Consider the following 17247-nt stretch of genomic DNA (forward strand, 5'->3'; position numbering starts at 1 on the left):
CCAGGTGGCCTGTGTGGTCAGTTCTGTTAGCTCAACTTCGGCGCCAGAGGTCCATATCCTGCGTTGCTGTTCCTCGCCATAGCGGGCTATGACTCGTCACAGCGCCTTGGCTATGAACTTCTGGCATCCGAATTTGAGCCAACGAACTAACCGTACAGGCCACTCCGATCAGGCACACGCTCCCGGCTCGACAGCCACCGGTTCGAGTGTTTCCAAAAATGCCAGCAGGGAGTGACACCTCCTGAAAGGGCAGAAGCCCTCTCAGGAGATAAGGTTAGTCAGAAATCAGGACTTCTTGTCGTCAGCCGCTTTATCGGTCGGAGTGGCGATCAGGGCCTTGAGCTCGTCGCTCATCGGGAAGTTCAGGTTCAGGCCTTTTGGCGGGATCGGCTGCATGAACCATTTTTCGTAGATCTTGTTGATCTCGCCCGATGCGTAGGTGGCCTTGATGGCGTCATCTACAGCCTTTTTGAACGGCTCGTCGCCTTTGCGCACCATGCAGCCGTAGATTTCGTAGGACTGTGGAGTGCCGGTTACGGCCCAGTCACTGGCTTTCTTGGCCTTGGCTGCTTCACCGGCCAGCAGGGCGTCATCCATCATGAAGGCCACGGCACGGCCGGTTTCCAGCATCTGGAACGACTCGCCATGGTCTTTGGCGGAGATGACGTTCATGCCCATCTGCTTGTCGGCGTTCATTGCCTTGAGGATGCGCTCGGACGTGGTGCCGGCGGTGGTCACGACGTTCTTGCCTTTGAGATCGTCGAAATCCTTGTACTTGGAGTCTGCCTTGGACAGCAGGCGGGTACCGATTTCGAAGATGCCGACGGAGAAGTCAACTTGCTGCTGACGCTCGACGTTGTTGGTGGTGGAACCGCACTCGAGGTCCACGGTGCCGTTCTGCACCAGCGGGATACGGGTCTGCGAAGTCACCAGGTTGTATTTGACCTGGAGGTTCGGTATGTCCAGGTCTTTTTTGATGGCTTCGACGACTTTCAACTGGATGTCGTGGGAGTAGCCGACCGGTTTGCCGGAAGCGTCTGCAATGTAGGAAAACGGAATGGAAGCGTCGCGATGGCCCAGGGTGATGGTGCCGGACTCTTTGATCTTCTTCAGGGTGCCGGTGAGCTCGGCGGCGAAAACTGGCGTGCTGATCAGAGCGGCAGCAATGGCTGCGCCCAGGATATGGGGAACGATGCGCATCAAATTTTCCTCGACATTGTTTTTTTTATGGAGCCAGTTCACCGGCCCTTTTGTGCTGCAACTACCAGAGCGCTACTGAGTGTGAGCGCAAAGGTCATTCATCGAAGAAGTGTAGAGCATGACTCGTGCCAGACCAGTCAAGAATGATCAAGCTATTGATTTATAAGGAAATTAAATATTTATGGCGCTGATATTCCGGTTGAAAGATCCGGTTAACCGAACCGACCGACAGGTCGCGTTCGGAAAACCGAATGCTGGCAGGGTGCTACCCGTTCATCACGGGTATTTGCGCTTGTCCGGTGCTGGCGGGAAGTACTGGTACAACCAGGTTTCACTCAGGGTTCGGTCGTTGGTGCGGATGAATAGACGCAGCTCCACGGGCTCGACGCTGTCATTGGTCGGGTACCAGTCGAACAGGATTCGGTAGCCCTTGATGTCGTCGAGTTTGAGAATGCTGAAGTCCTTGACCTCGCCGTTTGAACAGGTCACGACCGGCTCTATGCCTGTGCCCTCGGGCAAGCGGTCCAGACCGCCACCGGTGAAGTCCACGGCAAAGCGCCGCGCCCACACGGGCGGATAGTGTTCGCCCGGCGCCCAGCCTTCGGTGAAACCGCCCATCCCCGAGCGGGTCGCCTGCACGCGTGCCAACGGCGTGCCGACCGGTGGCAAGGCGCTCCAGTAGAGCTTGTACCCGTAGTTAAGCGAATCGCCGGCCGCTACGGGTTTCTTCGGTGTCCAGAAGGCGACAATGTTGTCCATGGTTTCGCCGGTTGTTGGAATTTCCAGCAGGTCGATCGAGCCTTCTCCCCACGCGGTCGTCGGTTCGACCCACAGGCTCGGGCGGCGGCTGTACCAGTCGACGGTGTCTTGATAGCTGGCGAACTCGTGATCGGTCTGCACAAGGCCGAAACCTTTCGGGTCGGTGTCGGCGAAGGCGTTGAATTGCAGGGTGGCCGGATTGTTCAGCGGGCGGCAGATCCACTCGCCGTTGCCGCGCCACATGGCCAGGCGGTCGGAGTCGTGGATTTGCGGGTGAATGGTGTCGCACATCCGGCGCTCGTGGGTGCCGCAGCTGAACATGCTGGTCATCGGCGCGATGCCCAGTTGATCGATGGCGGTGCGCGCGTTGACGTGGGCATCGACTTCCATCACCACGCGTTCGGCCTGGCAATCGATATCAAAGCGATAAGCGCCCGTGGCACTCGGCGAGTCGAGCAGGGCGTAGACCACAAAACGGGTGCTGTTCTTGTCCGGCGTCTCGAACCAGAACTTGGTGAAGTCGGGAAATTCTTCGCGTTTCTTGGCATAAGTGTCGATCGCCAGGCCGCGAGCCGACAGGCCATATTGGCCAGTGGCATCGACGGCGCGGAAATAGCTGGCGCCGAGGAAGGACACCACATCGTGCTTGTCCAGTTCCGGGGCCTTGAACAGCTTGAAGCCCGAGAAACCCAAGTCACCCTTTAGCTGCGCGGTATCGACTGTGGTGTTTTCATAGTTGAACAGCGAAGGACGGAAATGCACCTCGCGGGCCATCCGGGTTTTCGGGTCGACGCTGTACATGCGCACCGGTTGCTTGAAACCCATGCCGACGTGGAAGAACTGCACATCCAGCTGCCCCTTGAGGTCTTTCCACAACGAATGATTGGCGTCGTAGCGGATCGCATTGAAGTTCTGCGGGGTCATGGTCGCGAGTGTCGGCGGCAGGACCTGTTTGGTGTCCTGATAGCGATTGCTGGCCAGTTGCTTGGCCTGCACTTTCAGCGCTTCGAAATCGAAGGCCCTGGCCTCGCCGTCGGCTGTATCGGAGGCGGCCCAGGCGTGGGCAGCCAGCAGGCCGGTGGCCGAGAGACCGGTGTAAGCCGCAATGGCCATGGACGCTTTGAGCAGATTCCTGCGGTGCATAATTACAACCTGTCGTGAACAATCCCGCGCCGTTCCTGGCACGTGCTGGATCAGAAATATCGGTTCGGACATGCCTTCGGCCAAACGCAACGGACTTTTAAACAGATGCCCGATAGCTTAAACCGTTCGATTGCAGAGCAAAATTGATTGATGGCACTGCGCTGGCTCGGCAATGAAACAAGACATGTCGGGAAACAATTCCGACAGTGGTTTCTGATTTACAGGGCATTTCTGCTTTTTTCGACTAATTACTCTAAAAACCGCTTTTCAGCGCCCGGAATATTTCTATTCTGTGCACATGACCGGTTTATGCCCTTCGGGCCGGTGCGGTTCAGTTGGCACGAGGCGCTGCTGAAAAAGGGTTAGGGCGATGCGGTTTCTGAAGTTTTCTTTGACGTAGAGAAGGACATCGTCCATGTCGAAAGTACAAGGCATCACCGAAATGTTGGGGATCTTTCCGTGTCTTGCCCTGGGGCGACGAATACGCCGGTTGAATTCCGAAGAGATGAAGTTGGTGGAGCGCTATCGGGAGTTGTCGGAGAGTGACCGTATCGCGATGAGGTATCTGGTGGATGCAATGAGGAATGTTTCGCGGTTTTGAAGCAATGGGACATCCAGTCCTGACTGGATGTCCCATCTACCAATCCTGAGAGCGCTCAGATCGCTGATCCAGCACGCGCAGAACCTGTACCTGGCCTTGGAAAAATCGGTAAGGGGCGATAAAGGGAAGACGGCCAAGTACCAATTCGCGGACATCGGGCATACCTGAAGGCCTGCCCGAGCCGTGATTTTCGTCAACCGCAGTCGTGCAAGGGCTGTACGAAAACTCTAGTGCGACAAACTCAAATGAGGGAGAGGGATGTGTTGCCAAATACTCTCCCTGATGATTGCGGCGATGGCTTAACCCACTTCCCCCACCGCGCGATACGCCTCATCAATCGCCGCATGGGCATATGCGCTCCACGCTGCGTCCGAGTTGGCGATGCTGACTCGCCCAACCGGCTGACGCGCCAGCTCCATCAGTTTTTCGCTTTCGTCGGCATCGTCGAACAGACTGTTGGAGAAGTACGCGTAGCCGTGTGACCAGCGGTTGACGGTGATGGCGAGGATGTCGGTTTCGTGTTTGAAACCGCCAGGGCCGAGCATGCGTTGCAGTTGGTCACGCAGTTGCGCTTCCAGTTGTTCGAAGCTCTGGCCGTACAAACGTCCTCGGCCGGCGCGGGCCTGGTCGCGGGCGTTCATGCCGCTGTTGGGGCTGGTGGGCACGTAGACCATGTGCAGGCCGACGGGCTGGGTTGGATCTTTCGGGTGGTCGTAGCCGCCCATGCTCACCGGGTAGTCGAGTTTGATCCGGCTGTAGGGCTGGGTCGCCGCATAGATTTCGTGCACCCCGAGCTTCTGGAACGACTGCCAGTTGCGGATTACCACCTTGGTGTACACCAGCGGGAACTTCACGTTCTGGCTCAGGGCGTGGGATTGCTCAGGCGGCAGGTCGCGCAGCAGGTACGGGATGATCATGTTGTAGCAGGCCATGATGCAGTGCTTGCCGCGCACCTGGCGGAGCTGACCGCCACGGCTGTAGCCGACGTTTACGCCAGTGCCAACGTTGCGCACGCTGACCGCCGTGCTGTTGAGGCGGATGCGTACCGGGGCTTTGGCCTGATCGAGTTTGGCGTAGTCGAACGGGGCCAGGACGATATCGTCCATCGTGTGCCCCGGTGCCACGGACGGGATCAGGCTGCGCACCAGCAGACGGGCCAGCGAGGCATTGCCGTCGGGGAAGTGGTAGATGTAAGGCTCTTGCATTTCCGCCTGGGCTTCTTCGCTGATCGGCTCCAGATTCATCGCGCCGAAGCCGGGGAAACCGACCGAGTAAGCGTCGGACGCGGCGACCGCATCGATGCTCAGGGCCATGAAGTCGTTGGTGCGGCTCTGGAAATACTTCACCGCTTGCGCCGACAGTCCTACGTCTTTGAGCAGGAAGTCCTGGTAGCTGGTGGCTTCCAGGTGTGCGGTTTTTTCTTCGGTGGTTTTGCCGGGCAGATAATCCTTGGGTGCCACGTGCAAGGCGATCAACGCCTGGCGATCGGCTTCCGGCAGCGGGAAATCATTGATGAAGTCCGGGATCGAGCGGGCATTCAATTGGGTAGGGGCGATGTCGTCGGCCACCATCGGCGTCGGATCACCGGTCACCAGTTTGTCTTCGCCGAAGTTTTCCTTGTCGAAAAACACTGCGCGGGACAAGCCCAGGCCTGGATAGAACTGGCGATCAAAAGCAGTCTCGAAGCGCTTGATGTTCACCCCGAGTTTTTTCAGCAGGCCGTTCACTTCCTTGCTGTACAGATGGTTCGGCGACTGGAAGGCTTCACTGCCGCCGTAACCGATGATCATGCGACCCCCGGCGGAGAATTCGTTGCGCTTGGCGTGACCGCCAAAGTCGTCGTGGTTTTCCAGAATCAGGATGCGCGCTTTCGGATGTTTCTCACGGTAGAACCACGCAGCGGACAGCCCGCTGAGACCACCTCCTACAACCACCAGGTCATATTCCTCGGTGATCGGCAGCTTGTCGGTGTCGAAGACCTTTTTCTCCCAACCCATCTGGTGGGCAATTTCGAACGATCCCACGTGGCTACCCCGCAAACCGGTCAAGGCCGGTGGGTAGTAGCGTCCGTCAGGGGCGGCCTGGAGAAGTTGCAGAGGGGTCATGCCGGCAGCGATGGTGACTGCGACGCCGTTGAGAAAGTCGCGGCGGGTGATATCCATATTCAATCCTTGTTGGTTTTTTTAGATCGCCCCGGCGCCACAGCGGCACCGGAGCGAATGCCGTTACCGGCTGACTTTCCAGGCATCGCCCGCAGGGGCAGTGCCGTGGTCATACGGTTTGGCGATCCACATGTAGAGCAGGCCCAGGCCAATGACGATGGCCGTGCTCAACACCATGGCGTAGTTGATGTACCACGCGGCATCCGGGGTGCGTGGCCAGGCCATGTTGATGATGGCCCCGACACCATAGACCAGCGCGCCGATGTTCACCGCCCAACCCCAGGCGCCGAGGGTGAATTTACCGCTCGGTTTCCAGCCCTTCAGGCGGGCGTACAGGGCGGCGAGCACGATCATCTGGAACGCCAGGTAGATGCCGATCGCGGCGAAACTGACGATGGTCGCGACCGCATCCTGCAGGAAGAAACCGAGGATGATGATCAGTGCCGGCAGGACACCGGAGACGAACAGCGCAGCAACCGGTACCTGAGTCGTAGGGGAAATCTTCTTCAGCAGTTGGCTGCCGATGACCATTTCGTCACGGGCGTAGGAATACAGCAGGCGACTGGCCGCCGCTTGCAGACTGATCACGCAGGAGATGAAGGAAATCATCACCACGCCCATCACCACTTTCGAACCCACTGGACCAAAAGCGTTGTTGAGGATGGTGGTGACCGGGTCCTTGTCGGTGCCGTTGATCACGGCCTGCATGTCTGGCACCGCGAGGATCAGCGCCAGGCAAGCGAACATCGCCGAGATGCCGCCGATGTAGATGGTCATGCGCATGGCCACCGGAATCCGCTTGCTCGGGTTTGGGGTTTCTTCGGCTACATCGCCGCAAGCCTCGAAGCCGTAATACAGGAACATCCCCGCCAACGACGCGGTGAGGAACGCCGGCAGGTACGAGCCATCGACACTGATGTCGAAGGTGTTGAACAACACGCTGATCGGTTGGTGACGCTCGAAGACCAGCAGGTAAACACCAACGATCACCGCGCCGACCAGTTCGCAAAGAAAGCCGAACATGGCAATGCGTGCCAGCACTTTGGTGCCGCTGAGGTTGACCAGGGTGGCGAACAGCGTCAGCACCAGGGCGATGACGATGTTGGTGTTGTTGCTCGGTTCAAAGCCGAGCATGGCCGCCAGATAAGGACCGGCACCCACGGCAACGGCAGCGATGGTCACGCACAGGGCGATGGAGTAGATCCAGCCGACCATCCACGCCCAACGCTTGCCCACCAAACGACGGGCCCACGGGTACACGCCGCCGGAAATCGGGAATTGCGAAACCACTTCACCGAAGATCAGGCACACCAGCAACTGGCCGCAACCGACCAGCAAATAGGCCCAGAACATCGGTGGTCCGCCGGCGGCCAGGCACAGGCCGAACAGGGTATACACCCCGACCACCGGAGACAGGTAAGTGAAGCCCAGGGCGAAGTTTTCCCACAGGCTCATGCTGCGGTTGAAATTGGAGGTGTAACCGAGTTTGCGCAGTTGCTCGGCATCGCTGTCGGCAAGGGCGGCAGAGAGATCGGGTGATGCACTCATGTGTGTTTGCTCCGGAAAATCGGCAGATTTCGGATGTCCGAAACCGTGACGGAGCCTTGGGGGCACCGCCCGGATCGATGGTTTTTGTTTTGTTTTGTTTTGTTTTGTTTTGTTTTGTTTTCTTTGGTTTGAGGCCTGGTGGTGCGTACTGCCGGTTTCTGCCTTGAAACCGCGGTGACACGTTCGCTGTAGGAGCGAGCTTGCTCGCGAAAAACCTGAGGACACCGCGGGGCGTCAGGATCCCCGCGTCATCGTTGACGTCCATCGCGAGCAAGCTCGCTCCTACAGGCGATGCGTTTCTTAGTGCTTGAACATCACATGCCGCACAACGGTGTAGTCCTCCAGCCCGTACATAGACATGTCCTTGCCATACCCCGACAGTTTCTGACCGCCGTGGGGCATTTCGCTGACGAGCATGAAGTGCGTATTTACCCAGGTGCAGCCGTACTGCAACCGTGCCGACAACCGATGGGCGCGGCCGACGTCGGCGGTCCACACAGAGGAGGCCAGGCCGTAGTCCGAATCGTTGGCCCAGCCCAGCACCTGTGCTTCATCGGTGAATTTGGTCACCGACACCACTGGCCCGAACACTTCGCGACGCACGATTTCGTCGTCCTGCTGTGCGTCGGCCAACACGGTCGGTTCGAAGAAGAAACCATTGCCCTCAACCGCTTTGCCGCCGGTGATCAGACGAATGTGCGGCTGGGCGATGGCGCGCTCGACGAAACTGGCCACGCGGTCGCGGTGTTGCGCGGTGATCAGCGGGCCAAGTTCGGTCGATGGGTCATCCTGCAAGCCGTACTTGATGCTGCTGACAGCGGCGCCGAGCTTCTCCACGAACTTGTCGTAGATGCCTTCCTGGGCATAGATGCGGCAAGCGGCGGTGCAGTCTTGCCCTGCGTTGTAGAACCCGAAGGTGCGGATGCCCTCGACGGCGGCGTCGATGTCGGCGTCGTCGAAGATGATCACCGGGGCCTTGCCGCCCAGTTCCATGTGCATGCGTTTGACGGTGTCAGCGGTGCTGGAAATGATGTTCGAGCCGGTGGCAATTGAACCGGTCAGCGACACCATGCGTACTTTCGGGTGAGTGACCAGCGGACTACCGACGGTAGGTCCACGGCCGAACACCAGGTTGAGCACGCCGGCCGGGAAAATGTCTGACGCCAGTTCAGCCAGACGCAGAGCGGTCAGCGGGGTTTGTTCCGACGGCTTGAGTACCACGGTATTACCGGCGGCGAGGGCCGGGGCGATTTTCCAGGCGACCATCATCAACGGGTAGTTCCACGGCGCGATGGAGGCGATCACGCCCACCGGGTCGCGGCGGATCATCGAGGTGTGGCCCGGCAGGTACTCACCACCGGCCGAACCGCTCATGCAACGGCTGGCACCGGCGAAGAAACGGAACACGTCGGCAATCGCCGGGATCTCGTCGTTCAGTGCAGCGCTGTAGGGCTTGCCGCAGTTGTCCGATTCCAGTTTGGCCAGCTCTTCGCCGTGGGCTTCGATAGCGTCGGCGAGTTTAAGCAGCAGCAGCGAACGTTCTTTCGGCGGGGTTTGCGACCAGCTGTCGAACGCGGTGTCGGCGGCACGCACAGCGGCGTCCACCTGGGCTTCGCTGGCTTCGTTGATTTCCACCAGCACACGGCCCAGTGCCGGGTTGAACACCGGTTGGGCGGGGCCTTCGCCGTTGAGCAGTTGGCCGTTGATCAAGAGTTTGGTTTGCATGGCGTGTGTCCTCTTGGAACTGTTGTTGTTCTCTGTGGAAACCAGTCCCTTGTAGGAGCTGGCTTGCCAGCGATGGGGCCATCAGGCTCAACAAAGAAGTTGGCTGATCTACCGCTATCGCCAGCAAGCCGGCTCCTACAGGATTCGGTTCCTTCAGTGGTTATTCGGTTATTTCCCGCCGCTGCCCGCAACGCTTTCGCCGCCCCGGGTCAGGTAATAAGCGCCAAGAATCGGCAGCATGGTCACCATCATCACCAGCATCGCCACGACGTTGGTCACCGGCACATCCCGTGGGCGGCTGAGCTGGTTGAGCAGCCACAGCGGCAGGGTGCGTTCATGGCCGGCGGTGAAGGTGGTGACAATGATTTCGTCGAACGACAGCGCAAACGCGAGCATGCCCCCGGCCAGCAACGCCGAGCCGAGGTTCGGCAGGATGATGTAGCGGAAGGTCTGCCAACCGTCGGCGCCGAGGTCCATCGAGGCCTCGATCAAACTGTGGGAAGTGCGGCGCAAGCGGGCGATGACGTTGTTGTAGACGATCACCACACAGAAGGTCGCGTGGCCGACGATGATGGTGAACATCCCCGGCTCGATCCCCAGTGTTTTGAACGTCGCCAGCAACGCGATACCGGTGATGATCCCCGGCAAGGCAATCGGCAGGATCAGCATCAGCGAGATGCCTTGCTTGCCGAAGAAGTCGCGGCGATACAACGCCGCCGAAGCCAATGTGCCGAGGACCATGGCAATCAGTGTGGCAATCGAGGCGATCTGCAAGGACAGCTTGATCGCTTCGAGCACGTCCGGGCGCGAGAACGCCACGCCGATCCACTTCAGGGTGAAACCCTTGGGTGGAAAGCTGAACGCTGCGTCTTCGGTGTTGAAGGCGTACAGGAAGATGATCAGGATCGGGAAGTGCAGGAACACCAACCCGCCCCAGGCTGCGATGCGCAGGCCCAAGGATGCTTTTTCAGAGTGCATCGAAGGCCCCCAGGCGTTTGACGATGGACAGGTAGATGGCGATCAGCACAATCGGCACCAGTGTGAAGGCGGCAGCCATTGGCATGTTGCCGATGGCACCTTGCTGGGCATACACCATGCTGCCGACGAAGTAGCCGGGCGGGCCGACCAGTTGCGGCACGATGAAATCGCCCAGGGTCAGCGAGAAGGTGAAGATCGAACCGGCGGCAATGCCCGGGATCGACAGCGGCAGAATCACTTGCATGAAAGTCTGGCGCGGCTTGGCACCGAGGTCGGCGGAGGCTTGCAGCAGCGAGGGCGGCAGGCGTTCCAGCGAGGCCTGGATCGGCAGGATCATGAACGGCAGCCAGATGTAGACAAACACCATGAAACGGCCCAGGTGCGAGGTCGACAAGGTGCTGCCGCCGACGCCCGGGATGCCCAGCACGAATTGCAGAACCGGTTCCAGCCCCAGGTGCTGCACGAACCACTGCGCCACGCCGCCTTTTGCCAGCAGCAGCGTCCAGGCGTAAGCCTTGACGATATAGCTGGCCCACATCGGCATCATCACCGCGATGTAGAAAAACGCCTTGGTTTTACCGGTGGTGTAGCGCGCCATGTAGTAGGCAATCGGGAACGCGACGATGGCGCTGGCAATCGACACGACAATCGCCATGCCCAGGGTGCGCAGGATGATGTCGAAGTTCGACGGCTGGAACAGCGCGGCGAAGTTCGCCAGCGTCAGGTCCGGCGTGACCGCCATGGTGAAGTCATCGAAGGTGTAGAAACCTTGCCAGAGCAAAGTCAGCAACGAACCCAGATAGATCGCGCCGAACCACAGCAGCGGCGGCACCAGCAGCATCGACAGGTACAGGTTCGGCCGGCGATACAGCAGGTTGGAAAACCTGCGCAGTGGCGAGCCGCCCGAGGGGGATTGAGAAACAGCCAAGGTGTTCATGTCACACCCCGCCGACAACGGTGTCGTGCAACTGGACCATCGCTTCACGCGCCCAGCGTGCGCTGAGTCGTTGTCCGGTCTGATGCTGCGCGCTGGTGTCCAGCCACTGGTTGTTGGCCTGGCTGATATTCAGGGTCTGGCCGTTTTCCAGTTTCAGTTCATAGCGCGTGGCGCTGCCCTGGTACTGGATGTCGTGCAGCAAACCGCTGACTTCGATTTCGTGGCTGGCCAGCGGGCCTTCGGCGAAACGCACGTGTTCCGGGCGAATCGAAAACGGCTGCGGATTGCCACTGAGTTGTTTGGCCAGATCGCCGCGAATCACGTTCGAGGTGCCGACGAATTCGGCGACGAAGGTGGTCGCCGGTTTCATGTACAGGTTGCGCGGCGTATCGACTTGTTCGATTCGCCCCTTGTTGAACACCGCCACGCGGTCGGACATCGACAGCGCTTCGGTCTGGTCATGGGTCACGAAGATGAAGGTGATACCGAGCTGGCGTTGCAGCTTCTTCAATTCGCTCTGCATTTGTTCGCGCAGTTTCAGGTCGAGCGCTCCGAGCGGTTCGTCGAGCAGCAGCACCCGAGGACGATTGACCAGGGCGCGGGCCAGGGCCACACGCTGGCGCTGGCCACCGGAGAGTTGTACCGGCTTGCGCTCGCCATAACCGCCGAGGGCGACCATGTCGAGGGACTCTTCGGCGCGCTTGAGCCGTTCGGCCTTGGCGACACCTTTGACTTTCAAACCGTAGGCGACGTTGTCGCGAACGTTCATGTGCGGGAACAGCGCGTAATCCTGGAACACGGTGTTCACGTCGCGCTGGTACGGCGGCAGGCCGGCGGCCTCTTCGCCATGAATGCGGATGGAGCCTGCGCTCGGCTGTTCAAAGCCGGCGATCAGGCGCAAACAGGTGGTTTTGCCGGAACCGGAAGGCCCCAGCATGGAGAAAAACTCGCCGTCCTGGATGTCGATGGAAACCCGGTCTACGGCTTTCACTTCGCCGAATAAACGGGAAACGTTGGTGAACTGGACTGCAAGTGTCATGGTGCGGTGCTCCAAAAAGGCGAAGGCCGTCGCAGCGGCCCCGCCTGGACTTCTGAAAAAACAGTAATTCGAAAATCAGCTTTGCTTCTTGAAAAGCGTCGATCACATAAAGTCGTTTCGGGAGCGTAGCGAGCGGCGATTAGCCGTGTCCGGCCAGCGCGCAGCCCCCGGAGCGTACGTCAGTACGTGAGGAGGCGAGCACTGCCCGGGCGCGGCTGGTCGACGCGCAGTAGCTACCGGAATGACTTTTAGCGGCCGCCCATGATCGCGATGTAATCCTGGGTCCAGCGGCTGTACGGCACGAACTTGCCGCCTTCAGCCTGCGGGGTTTTCCAGAAGGCGATCTTGTCGAACTGGTCAAAACCGTTGGTCTTGCAGCCTTCGGCGCCCAGCAGTTCGCTCTCCTTGCACGCTGCGGGAACCGCTGGCAGCGAACCGAACCACGCGGCGACGTCACCCTGGACTTTCGGTTGCAGCGACCAGTCCATCCACTTGTAGGCGCAGTTCGGGTGCTTGGCCTCGGTGTGCAGCATGGTGGTGTCGGCCCAACCGGTGGCGCCTTCTTTCGGGATGGTCGAAGCGATTGGCTGTTTCTCGTTCATCAGGCCATTGACCTGATACGGCCAGGCGCCGGACGCGACCACGCCTTCGTTCTTGAAGTCGCTCATCTGTACGGTGGTGTCATGCCAGTAGCGGTGGATCAACGGCTGCTGGGCGCGCAGCAGATCGAGCACGGCCTTGTATTGTGCCTCGGTCAATTCGTACGGGTTCTGGATACCCAGCTCCGGTTTGGTTGACTTGAGATACAGCGCCGCGTCGGCAATGTAGATCGGGCCGTCATAGGCCTGCACGCGGCCCTTGTTCGGTTTGCCGTCCGGCAGGTTTTCGGCGTTGAACAACACACCCCAGGTGGTGGGCGCGGTCTTGAACACGTTGGTGTTGTACATCAACACGTTCGGGCCCCACTGATACGGGGTGCCATAAGTCTGATTGTTGACAACGTACCACGGCGCATCCTTGAGACGCGGGTCGAGGTTTTTCCAGTTCGGGATCAGCGCGGTGTTGATCGGCTGCACACGCTTGCCGACGATCAGGCGCAGGGAGGCGTCGCCGGACGCCGTCACCAGGTCGTAACCGCCCTTGGCCATCAGGCTGACCATTTCATCGGAGGTTGCAGCGGTTTTCACATTGACCTTGCAGCCTGTTTCCTTCTCGAAACCGGTCACCCAGTCGTAGGCCTTGTCGCTCTCGCCACGTTCGATGTAGCCGGGCCACGCGACAATATCCAGCTGACCCTCGCCCGCCCCGACAGCTTTGAGCGGCTCGGCGGCCTGGACACTGACGCTGGCCAGCAGCGCGGTGGTGATTGCACTGAGCAGTGCGGTCTTGTGCACGAACATGGGGTTTCCCTCTTCTTTAAATTATGGTCGGGGCAGTTTTTTGATCGAGGTTTCAACGTTGTAAACACGGTCCTGTAGGAGCCGGCATGCCGGCGAAGCCTTGCGGTGCCTTGGCTGGCGCCTTCGCTGACAAGCCAGCTCCTACAAGGGGCGCGGTGTTGTGACGTTTCGACATCTATGCCTTTACGGCTAATTGTTAGCGTAGTGCGCTTTTACAAATGCTGGCCGTGGCGCGCCATGATGTGGCGCACCACGCTGTAGTCCTGGAGCGAATCGCTGGACAGGTCTTTGCCGTAGCCGGAGCGTTTCAAGCCGCCGTGGGGCATTTCGCTGACCAGCATGAAATGGCTGTTGATCCAGGTGCAGCCGTACTGCAATCGGGCGGCGACCTGCATGGCCTTGTCGAGATTCTGCGTCCAGACCGAAGACGCCAGGCCGTACTCTGAATCGTTGGCCCAATCCACCGCTTGTTCGAGTTGATCGAAACGGGTCACGGTGACCACCGGCCCAAACACTTCACGCTGGACGATTTCATCATTCTGTTTGCAGCCGGCGAGCAAGGTCGGCTGATAGTAAAACCCGGCACCGGAATGCACGGCGGCGCCGGTCACCCGCTCGATGTGCGGCTGGCCGAGGGCACGCTCGACGAAACTCGCCACGCGGTCGCGCTGGCGGGTGCTGATCAGCGGGCCGATTTCATTGTCGGCATCGCGTTTGCCGGCAAAGCGCAGGCTGCTGACGGCCGCGCCGAGTTCGGCGACCAGACGATCATGAATCCCGGCCTGGGCATAAATGCGGCAAGCAGCGGTGCAATCCTGGCCGGCGTTGTAGTAACCGTAGGTGCGCACACCTTCGACCACGGCTTGAATGTCGGCATCGTTGCAGACAATCACCGGAGCCTTGCCACCGAGTTCGAGATGGGTGCGTTTGAGCGTTTTCGATGCGGCTTGCAGGATTTTTTGCCCGGTGACGATATCGCCGGTCAGCGACACCATGCGGATTTTCGGGTGGCTGACCAAATGGCTGCCGACGCCTTCACCGCCGCCGCAAATGATGTTGATCACGCCACGCGGCAGGATCTCGGCCAGCGCCGGAGCCAGGGCCAGGATCGACAGCGGCGTGTGTTCCGACGGTTTGAACACCAGCGTGTTGCCAGCGGCGAGGGCCGGGGCGATTTTCCACGCGGCCATCATGATGGGGTAGTTCCATGGCGCAATCGACGCCACGACTCCGATAGGATCGCGCCGAACCATGCTGGTGTAGCCCGGCATGTATTCACCGCTCAGTTGGCCGGTCTGGCAGCGCACTGCACCGGCAAAGAAGCGGAACACATCAACGGTGGCGCTCAGGTCATCCTGACGAGCCAGGTGCAGCGGCTTGCCACAGTTCATGGATTCGAGGCGGGCGAGCAGGTCGGCGTTTTTTTCGATGGCGTTGGCGATGTCCAACAGCAGGTTGGAGCGTTGCTGCGGCGTGGTCCGCGACCAACCGGCGAAGGCGCGGTGAGCGGCAAGGATGGCCGCTTCGACTTGCTCGGTGCTGGCTTCGGCGATCTGGGTGAGAACTTCCCCGGTGGCGGGGTTGAGAATCGGCTCGACGCAGCCTTGCCCGGCGACTAATTCACCATCGATCAATAATGCGGTGAACAACGGGGTCTGCGCGCCAGGCATTTTTCGGGTTCTCTTTTCTTGTGTGGCCATGCTGCTCCCTGTGACTGGGGCTGGCCGTCTTATATAGATGTAACAAGACTAGTGCGCGGCCCCGAGGTCGACAAATACTAAATACTGAAGGTTGCGTTCGATTAAATAGATGGCTTGCGTTTGCCGTGGGGTTGTTCCCGTGCCACGGTGAGAAATGGATCCACCAATGCCGGGCGGGCTGTGCCGCGACGCCACGCAAGGCCGATATCGAGGGTCTGGTTGAGGTCGGCAATCGGCCGCGCTTCGATGATGTCGCCTTCCAGTGACCAGGGGCGGTAAGTCATGTCGGGCTGGATCGACACACCCAGGCCGGCGGCCACCAGGCTTCGCACCGCTTCGGTCGAGGCGGTGCGCAGCGTGATGCGCGGCTGCAACGAAGCGGCGGACCACATGCGTTGGGCATTGCGGTCCATTTCATCCACGTTCAGCTGGATCAGCGGCTCGCGGGCCACATCGGAGAGGTTGATGCTGTCGTGTTCCAGCAAAGGATGCTGGGCCGGCAACCACAAGCGATGGGGCGAATGAGTCAGCACTTCGGTCTGCAAGGCGTGGCGATCCTCGAGATTGGAGAGGATCAGCACACCGACATCAATCTCGCCACTCACCAGCAAATGCTCTATGTAGGGGCGCTCGTCTTCCATCACGCGAATTTCCACATTGGGGTAGGCGCGCTGGAAACGGGTGAGCAAATCCGCCAGATAGTAACCGGCGACCAGGCTGGTCACGCCGATGATCAACTGCCCGGCGACCTGGTCGGTGCTCTGTTGCAGGCTGCGTTTGGCGTTATCTACGGTGGCCAGAATCAGGTGTGCCTGGCGCAGGAATTGATGCCCCTGGTGAGTCAGCGTCATGCCCTTGGCGTGGCGACTGAAAAGGCTTACACCGATTTCCTCCTCCAGTTGCTGGATCGCCAGGGTCAGCGTCGACTGCGAAATGAATGCCGTTTGTGCGGCGGCCGAGATCGAGCCCGTCTCGGCAACGGCGATGAAGTGGCGGATCTGACGCAAGGTCATCATGGAGAAATTACCCGGTGGGCGGTTTTTATCGATTTTGTCGAGTGTATATCTAAAATTCTGAATGCATATTCAAACTGTCAGCGTTAAAAGCAGTCGAGCAACATCTGGAAGTACTCTCGCAGGCCGTGCTCGGGCACTTTCGATCTAGGCTGGGGGCCTTAATGTCCGGTTACACCTTTTATGGAGGCGACAATGAACACCCGTGGATTGCTCGAGCAGCTACTCAAGTCCGGCCAGGACATGTTGCAAAACAAGGCCGGTACCGCGCAGAACAAAGGGGCGAGCAGTAGCTCCGGTGGTCTGGGCAGTTTGCTTTCCGGGGCCAGCGGCGGTGCATTGGCGGCGGGCGCGATGGGTTTGCTGCTGGGTAACAAAAAAGCCCGCAAGGTCGGCGGGAAGGTGGCGGTCTACGGTGGGCTGGCGGCATTGGGCGTGATGGCCTACAAGGCCTACGGCAGCTGGCAGGCCGAGCAAGGCACTGCGCCGAAGACCGCGCCGCAAACCCTCGATCGTTTGCCGATGGCTCAGGTCGAACAGCACAGTCAGGCGATTCTCAAGGCGCTGGTGGCCGCGGCCAAGGCGGACGGGCATATCGATCAGCGCGAGCGGGAGCTGATTGAAGGCGAGTTCACCAAACTTGATAACGATCAGGAGTTGCAGCACTGGCTGCATGCCGAACTCAACAAGCCGCTGGACCCCAGCGACGTCGCCCGCGCCGCCAGCACCCCGGAAATGGCCGCTGAGATGTACATCGCCAGTGTGATGCTGGTCGATGAAGAGAGCTTCATGGAAAAGTCGTATCTCGATGAACTGGCGCGCCAGCTCAAGCTGGAGCCGGGGTTGAAGGCCGAGCTTGAAAAGCAGGTTCGCCAGGCTTCGATGTAGTTTGTTTGCTTAAAAGATCGCAGCCTTCGGCAGCTCCTACGGGATCCGCGTCATCCGAAGGCTGCGATCTTTTGCTTTAAGCCGGCGTGCCAGGCTTTTTCAGCAAGATGAGAAGTGGTGCGCAACCGTCTTATAAATGAAACACCGCCCTCGG

13 protein-coding genes are annotated in these 17247 nt (G+C 59.7%); 2 read left to right on the forward strand and 11 right to left on the reverse strand.

Annotation, left to right across the window (positions count from 1 at the left end; all coding sequences use genetic code 11):
* Positions 1-285: 285 nt before the first annotated feature.
* Positions 286-1200 (reverse strand): glutamate/aspartate ABC transporter substrate-binding protein, encoded by a 915-nt coding sequence (locus QMK58_RS05850; protein ID WP_053162187.1) that lies wholly within the window; start codon positions 1198-1200, stop codon positions 286-288.
* A 276-nt stretch (positions 1201-1476) separates the two neighbouring features.
* A complete protein-coding gene (locus QMK58_RS05855) occupies positions 1477-3102 on the reverse strand; it encodes a glucan biosynthesis protein D (protein ID WP_053162185.1) in 1626 nt (541 codons plus the stop codon).
* Positions 3103-3517: 415 nt separating this feature from the next.
* Between QMK58_RS05855 and QMK58_RS05860 the strand changes: the two genes are divergently transcribed.
* Positions 3518-3703 (forward strand): hypothetical protein, encoded by a 186-nt coding sequence (locus tag QMK58_RS05860; protein WP_320395990.1) that lies wholly within the window; start codon positions 3518-3520, stop codon positions 3701-3703.
* Between the two features lie 299 nt (positions 3704-4002).
* Here QMK58_RS05860 and QMK58_RS05865 read toward each other — a convergent pair whose 3' ends face one another.
* The 9 genes from QMK58_RS05865 to QMK58_RS05905 form a co-directional block, all read right to left on the reverse strand.
* Entirely contained in the window at positions 4003-5865 is a 1863-nt protein-coding gene (locus QMK58_RS05865) for an NAD(P)-binding protein (RefSeq protein ID WP_320395991.1), read from the reverse strand.
* Between the two features lie 63 nt (positions 5866-5928).
* A complete protein-coding gene (locus QMK58_RS05870) occupies positions 5929-7413 on the reverse strand; it encodes an APC family permease (RefSeq protein WP_053162179.1) in 1485 nt (494 codons plus the stop codon).
* Positions 7414-7713: 300 nt separating this feature from the next.
* Positions 7714-9138, reverse strand: coding sequence for a gamma-aminobutyraldehyde dehydrogenase (locus tag QMK58_RS05875; RefSeq protein WP_053162177.1), 1425 nt, complete (start codon positions 9136-9138; stop codon positions 7714-7716).
* 168 nt (positions 9139-9306) lie between these two features.
* Complete coding sequence (locus QMK58_RS05880; RefSeq protein WP_046816458.1) at positions 9307-10116, reverse strand: ABC transporter permease; 810 nt, start codon at positions 10114-10116, stop codon at positions 9307-9309.
* Positions 10106-11053 (reverse strand): ABC transporter permease, encoded by a 948-nt coding sequence (locus QMK58_RS05885; RefSeq protein WP_053162175.1) that lies wholly within the window; start codon positions 11051-11053, stop codon positions 10106-10108. Before QMK58_RS05885 ends, QMK58_RS05880 begins: the two co-directional genes overlap by 11 nt.
* Before the next feature lies 1 nt (position 11054).
* Positions 11055-12092: an ABC transporter ATP-binding protein gene (locus tag QMK58_RS05890; RefSeq protein ID WP_053162173.1), complete on the reverse strand. Its 1038-nt coding sequence runs from the start codon at positions 12090-12092 to the stop codon at positions 11055-11057.
* A gap of 248 nt (positions 12093-12340) precedes the next feature.
* Positions 12341-13492: a putative ABC transporter substrate-binding protein YdcS gene (gene ydcS, locus QMK58_RS05895; RefSeq protein WP_053162171.1), complete on the reverse strand. Its 1152-nt coding sequence runs from the start codon at positions 13490-13492 to the stop codon at positions 12341-12343.
* A gap of 212 nt (positions 13493-13704) precedes the next feature.
* Positions 13705-15192, reverse strand: a complete 1488-nt coding sequence (locus tag QMK58_RS05900) for a gamma-aminobutyraldehyde dehydrogenase (RefSeq protein WP_082344545.1) — start codon at positions 15190-15192, stop codon at positions 13705-13707.
* Positions 15193-15293: 101 nt separating this feature from the next.
* Positions 15294-16208: a LysR family transcriptional regulator gene (locus tag QMK58_RS05905; protein WP_053162168.1), complete on the reverse strand. Its 915-nt coding sequence runs from the start codon at positions 16206-16208 to the stop codon at positions 15294-15296.
* Positions 16209-16400: 192 nt separating this feature from the next.
* Between QMK58_RS05905 and QMK58_RS05910 the strand changes: the two genes are divergently transcribed.
* Positions 16401-17093 carry a tellurite resistance TerB family protein gene (locus tag QMK58_RS05910; RefSeq protein ID WP_053162166.1) on the forward strand — a complete coding sequence of 231 codons (693 nt, stop codon included), beginning with the start codon at positions 16401-16403 and terminating at the stop codon, positions 17091-17093.
* Positions 17094-17247 lie beyond the last annotated feature (154 nt).

The sequence above is a fragment of the Pseudomonas sp. P8_241 genome, from assembly GCF_034008315.1.
Lineage (GTDB): Bacteria > Pseudomonadota > Gammaproteobacteria > Pseudomonadales > Pseudomonadaceae > Aquipseudomonas.

Bases quoted from the DNA above. Each gene is read 5' to 3' on its own strand.
- QMK58_RS05850 (WP_053162187.1), bottom strand. From the start codon at position 1,200: ATGCGCATCGTTCCCCATATCCTGGGCGCAGCCATTGCTGCCGCTCTG.
- QMK58_RS05855 (WP_053162185.1), bottom strand. From the start codon at position 3,102: ATGCACCGCAGGAATCTGCTCAAAGCGTCCATGGCCATTGCGGCTTAC.
- QMK58_RS05860 (WP_320395990.1), top strand. From the start codon at position 3,518: ATGTCGAAAGTACAAGGCATCACCGAAATGTTGGGGATCTTTCCGTGT.
- QMK58_RS05865 (WP_320395991.1), bottom strand. From the start codon at position 5,865: ATGGATATCACCCGCCGCGACTTTCTCAACGGCGTCGCAGTCACCATC.
- QMK58_RS05870 (WP_053162179.1), bottom strand. From the start codon at position 7,413: ATGAGTGCATCACCCGATCTCTCTGCCGCCCTTGCCGACAGCGATGCC.
- QMK58_RS05875 (WP_053162177.1), bottom strand. From the start codon at position 9,138: ATGCAAACCAAACTCTTGATCAACGGCCAACTGCTCAACGGCGAAGGC.
- QMK58_RS05880 (WP_046816458.1), bottom strand. From the start codon at position 10,116: ATGCACTCTGAAAAAGCATCCTTGGGCCTGCGCATCGCAGCCTGGGGC.
- QMK58_RS05885 (WP_053162175.1), bottom strand. From the start codon at position 11,053: ATGAACACCTTGGCTGTTTCTCAATCCCCCTCGGGCGGCTCGCCACTG.
- QMK58_RS05890 (WP_053162173.1), bottom strand. From the start codon at position 12,092: ATGACACTTGCAGTCCAGTTCACCAACGTTTCCCGTTTATTCGGCGAA.
- ydcS (WP_053162171.1), bottom strand. From the start codon at position 13,492: ATGTTCGTGCACAAGACCGCACTGCTCAGTGCAATCACCACCGCGCTG.
- QMK58_RS05900 (WP_082344545.1), bottom strand. From the start codon at position 15,192: ATGGCCACACAAGAAAAGAGAACCCGAAAAATGCCTGGCGCGCAGACC.
- QMK58_RS05905 (WP_053162168.1), bottom strand. From the start codon at position 16,208: ATGATGACCTTGCGTCAGATCCGCCACTTCATCGCCGTTGCCGAGACG.
- QMK58_RS05910 (WP_053162166.1), top strand. From the start codon at position 16,401: ATGAACACCCGTGGATTGCTCGAGCAGCTACTCAAGTCCGGCCAGGAC.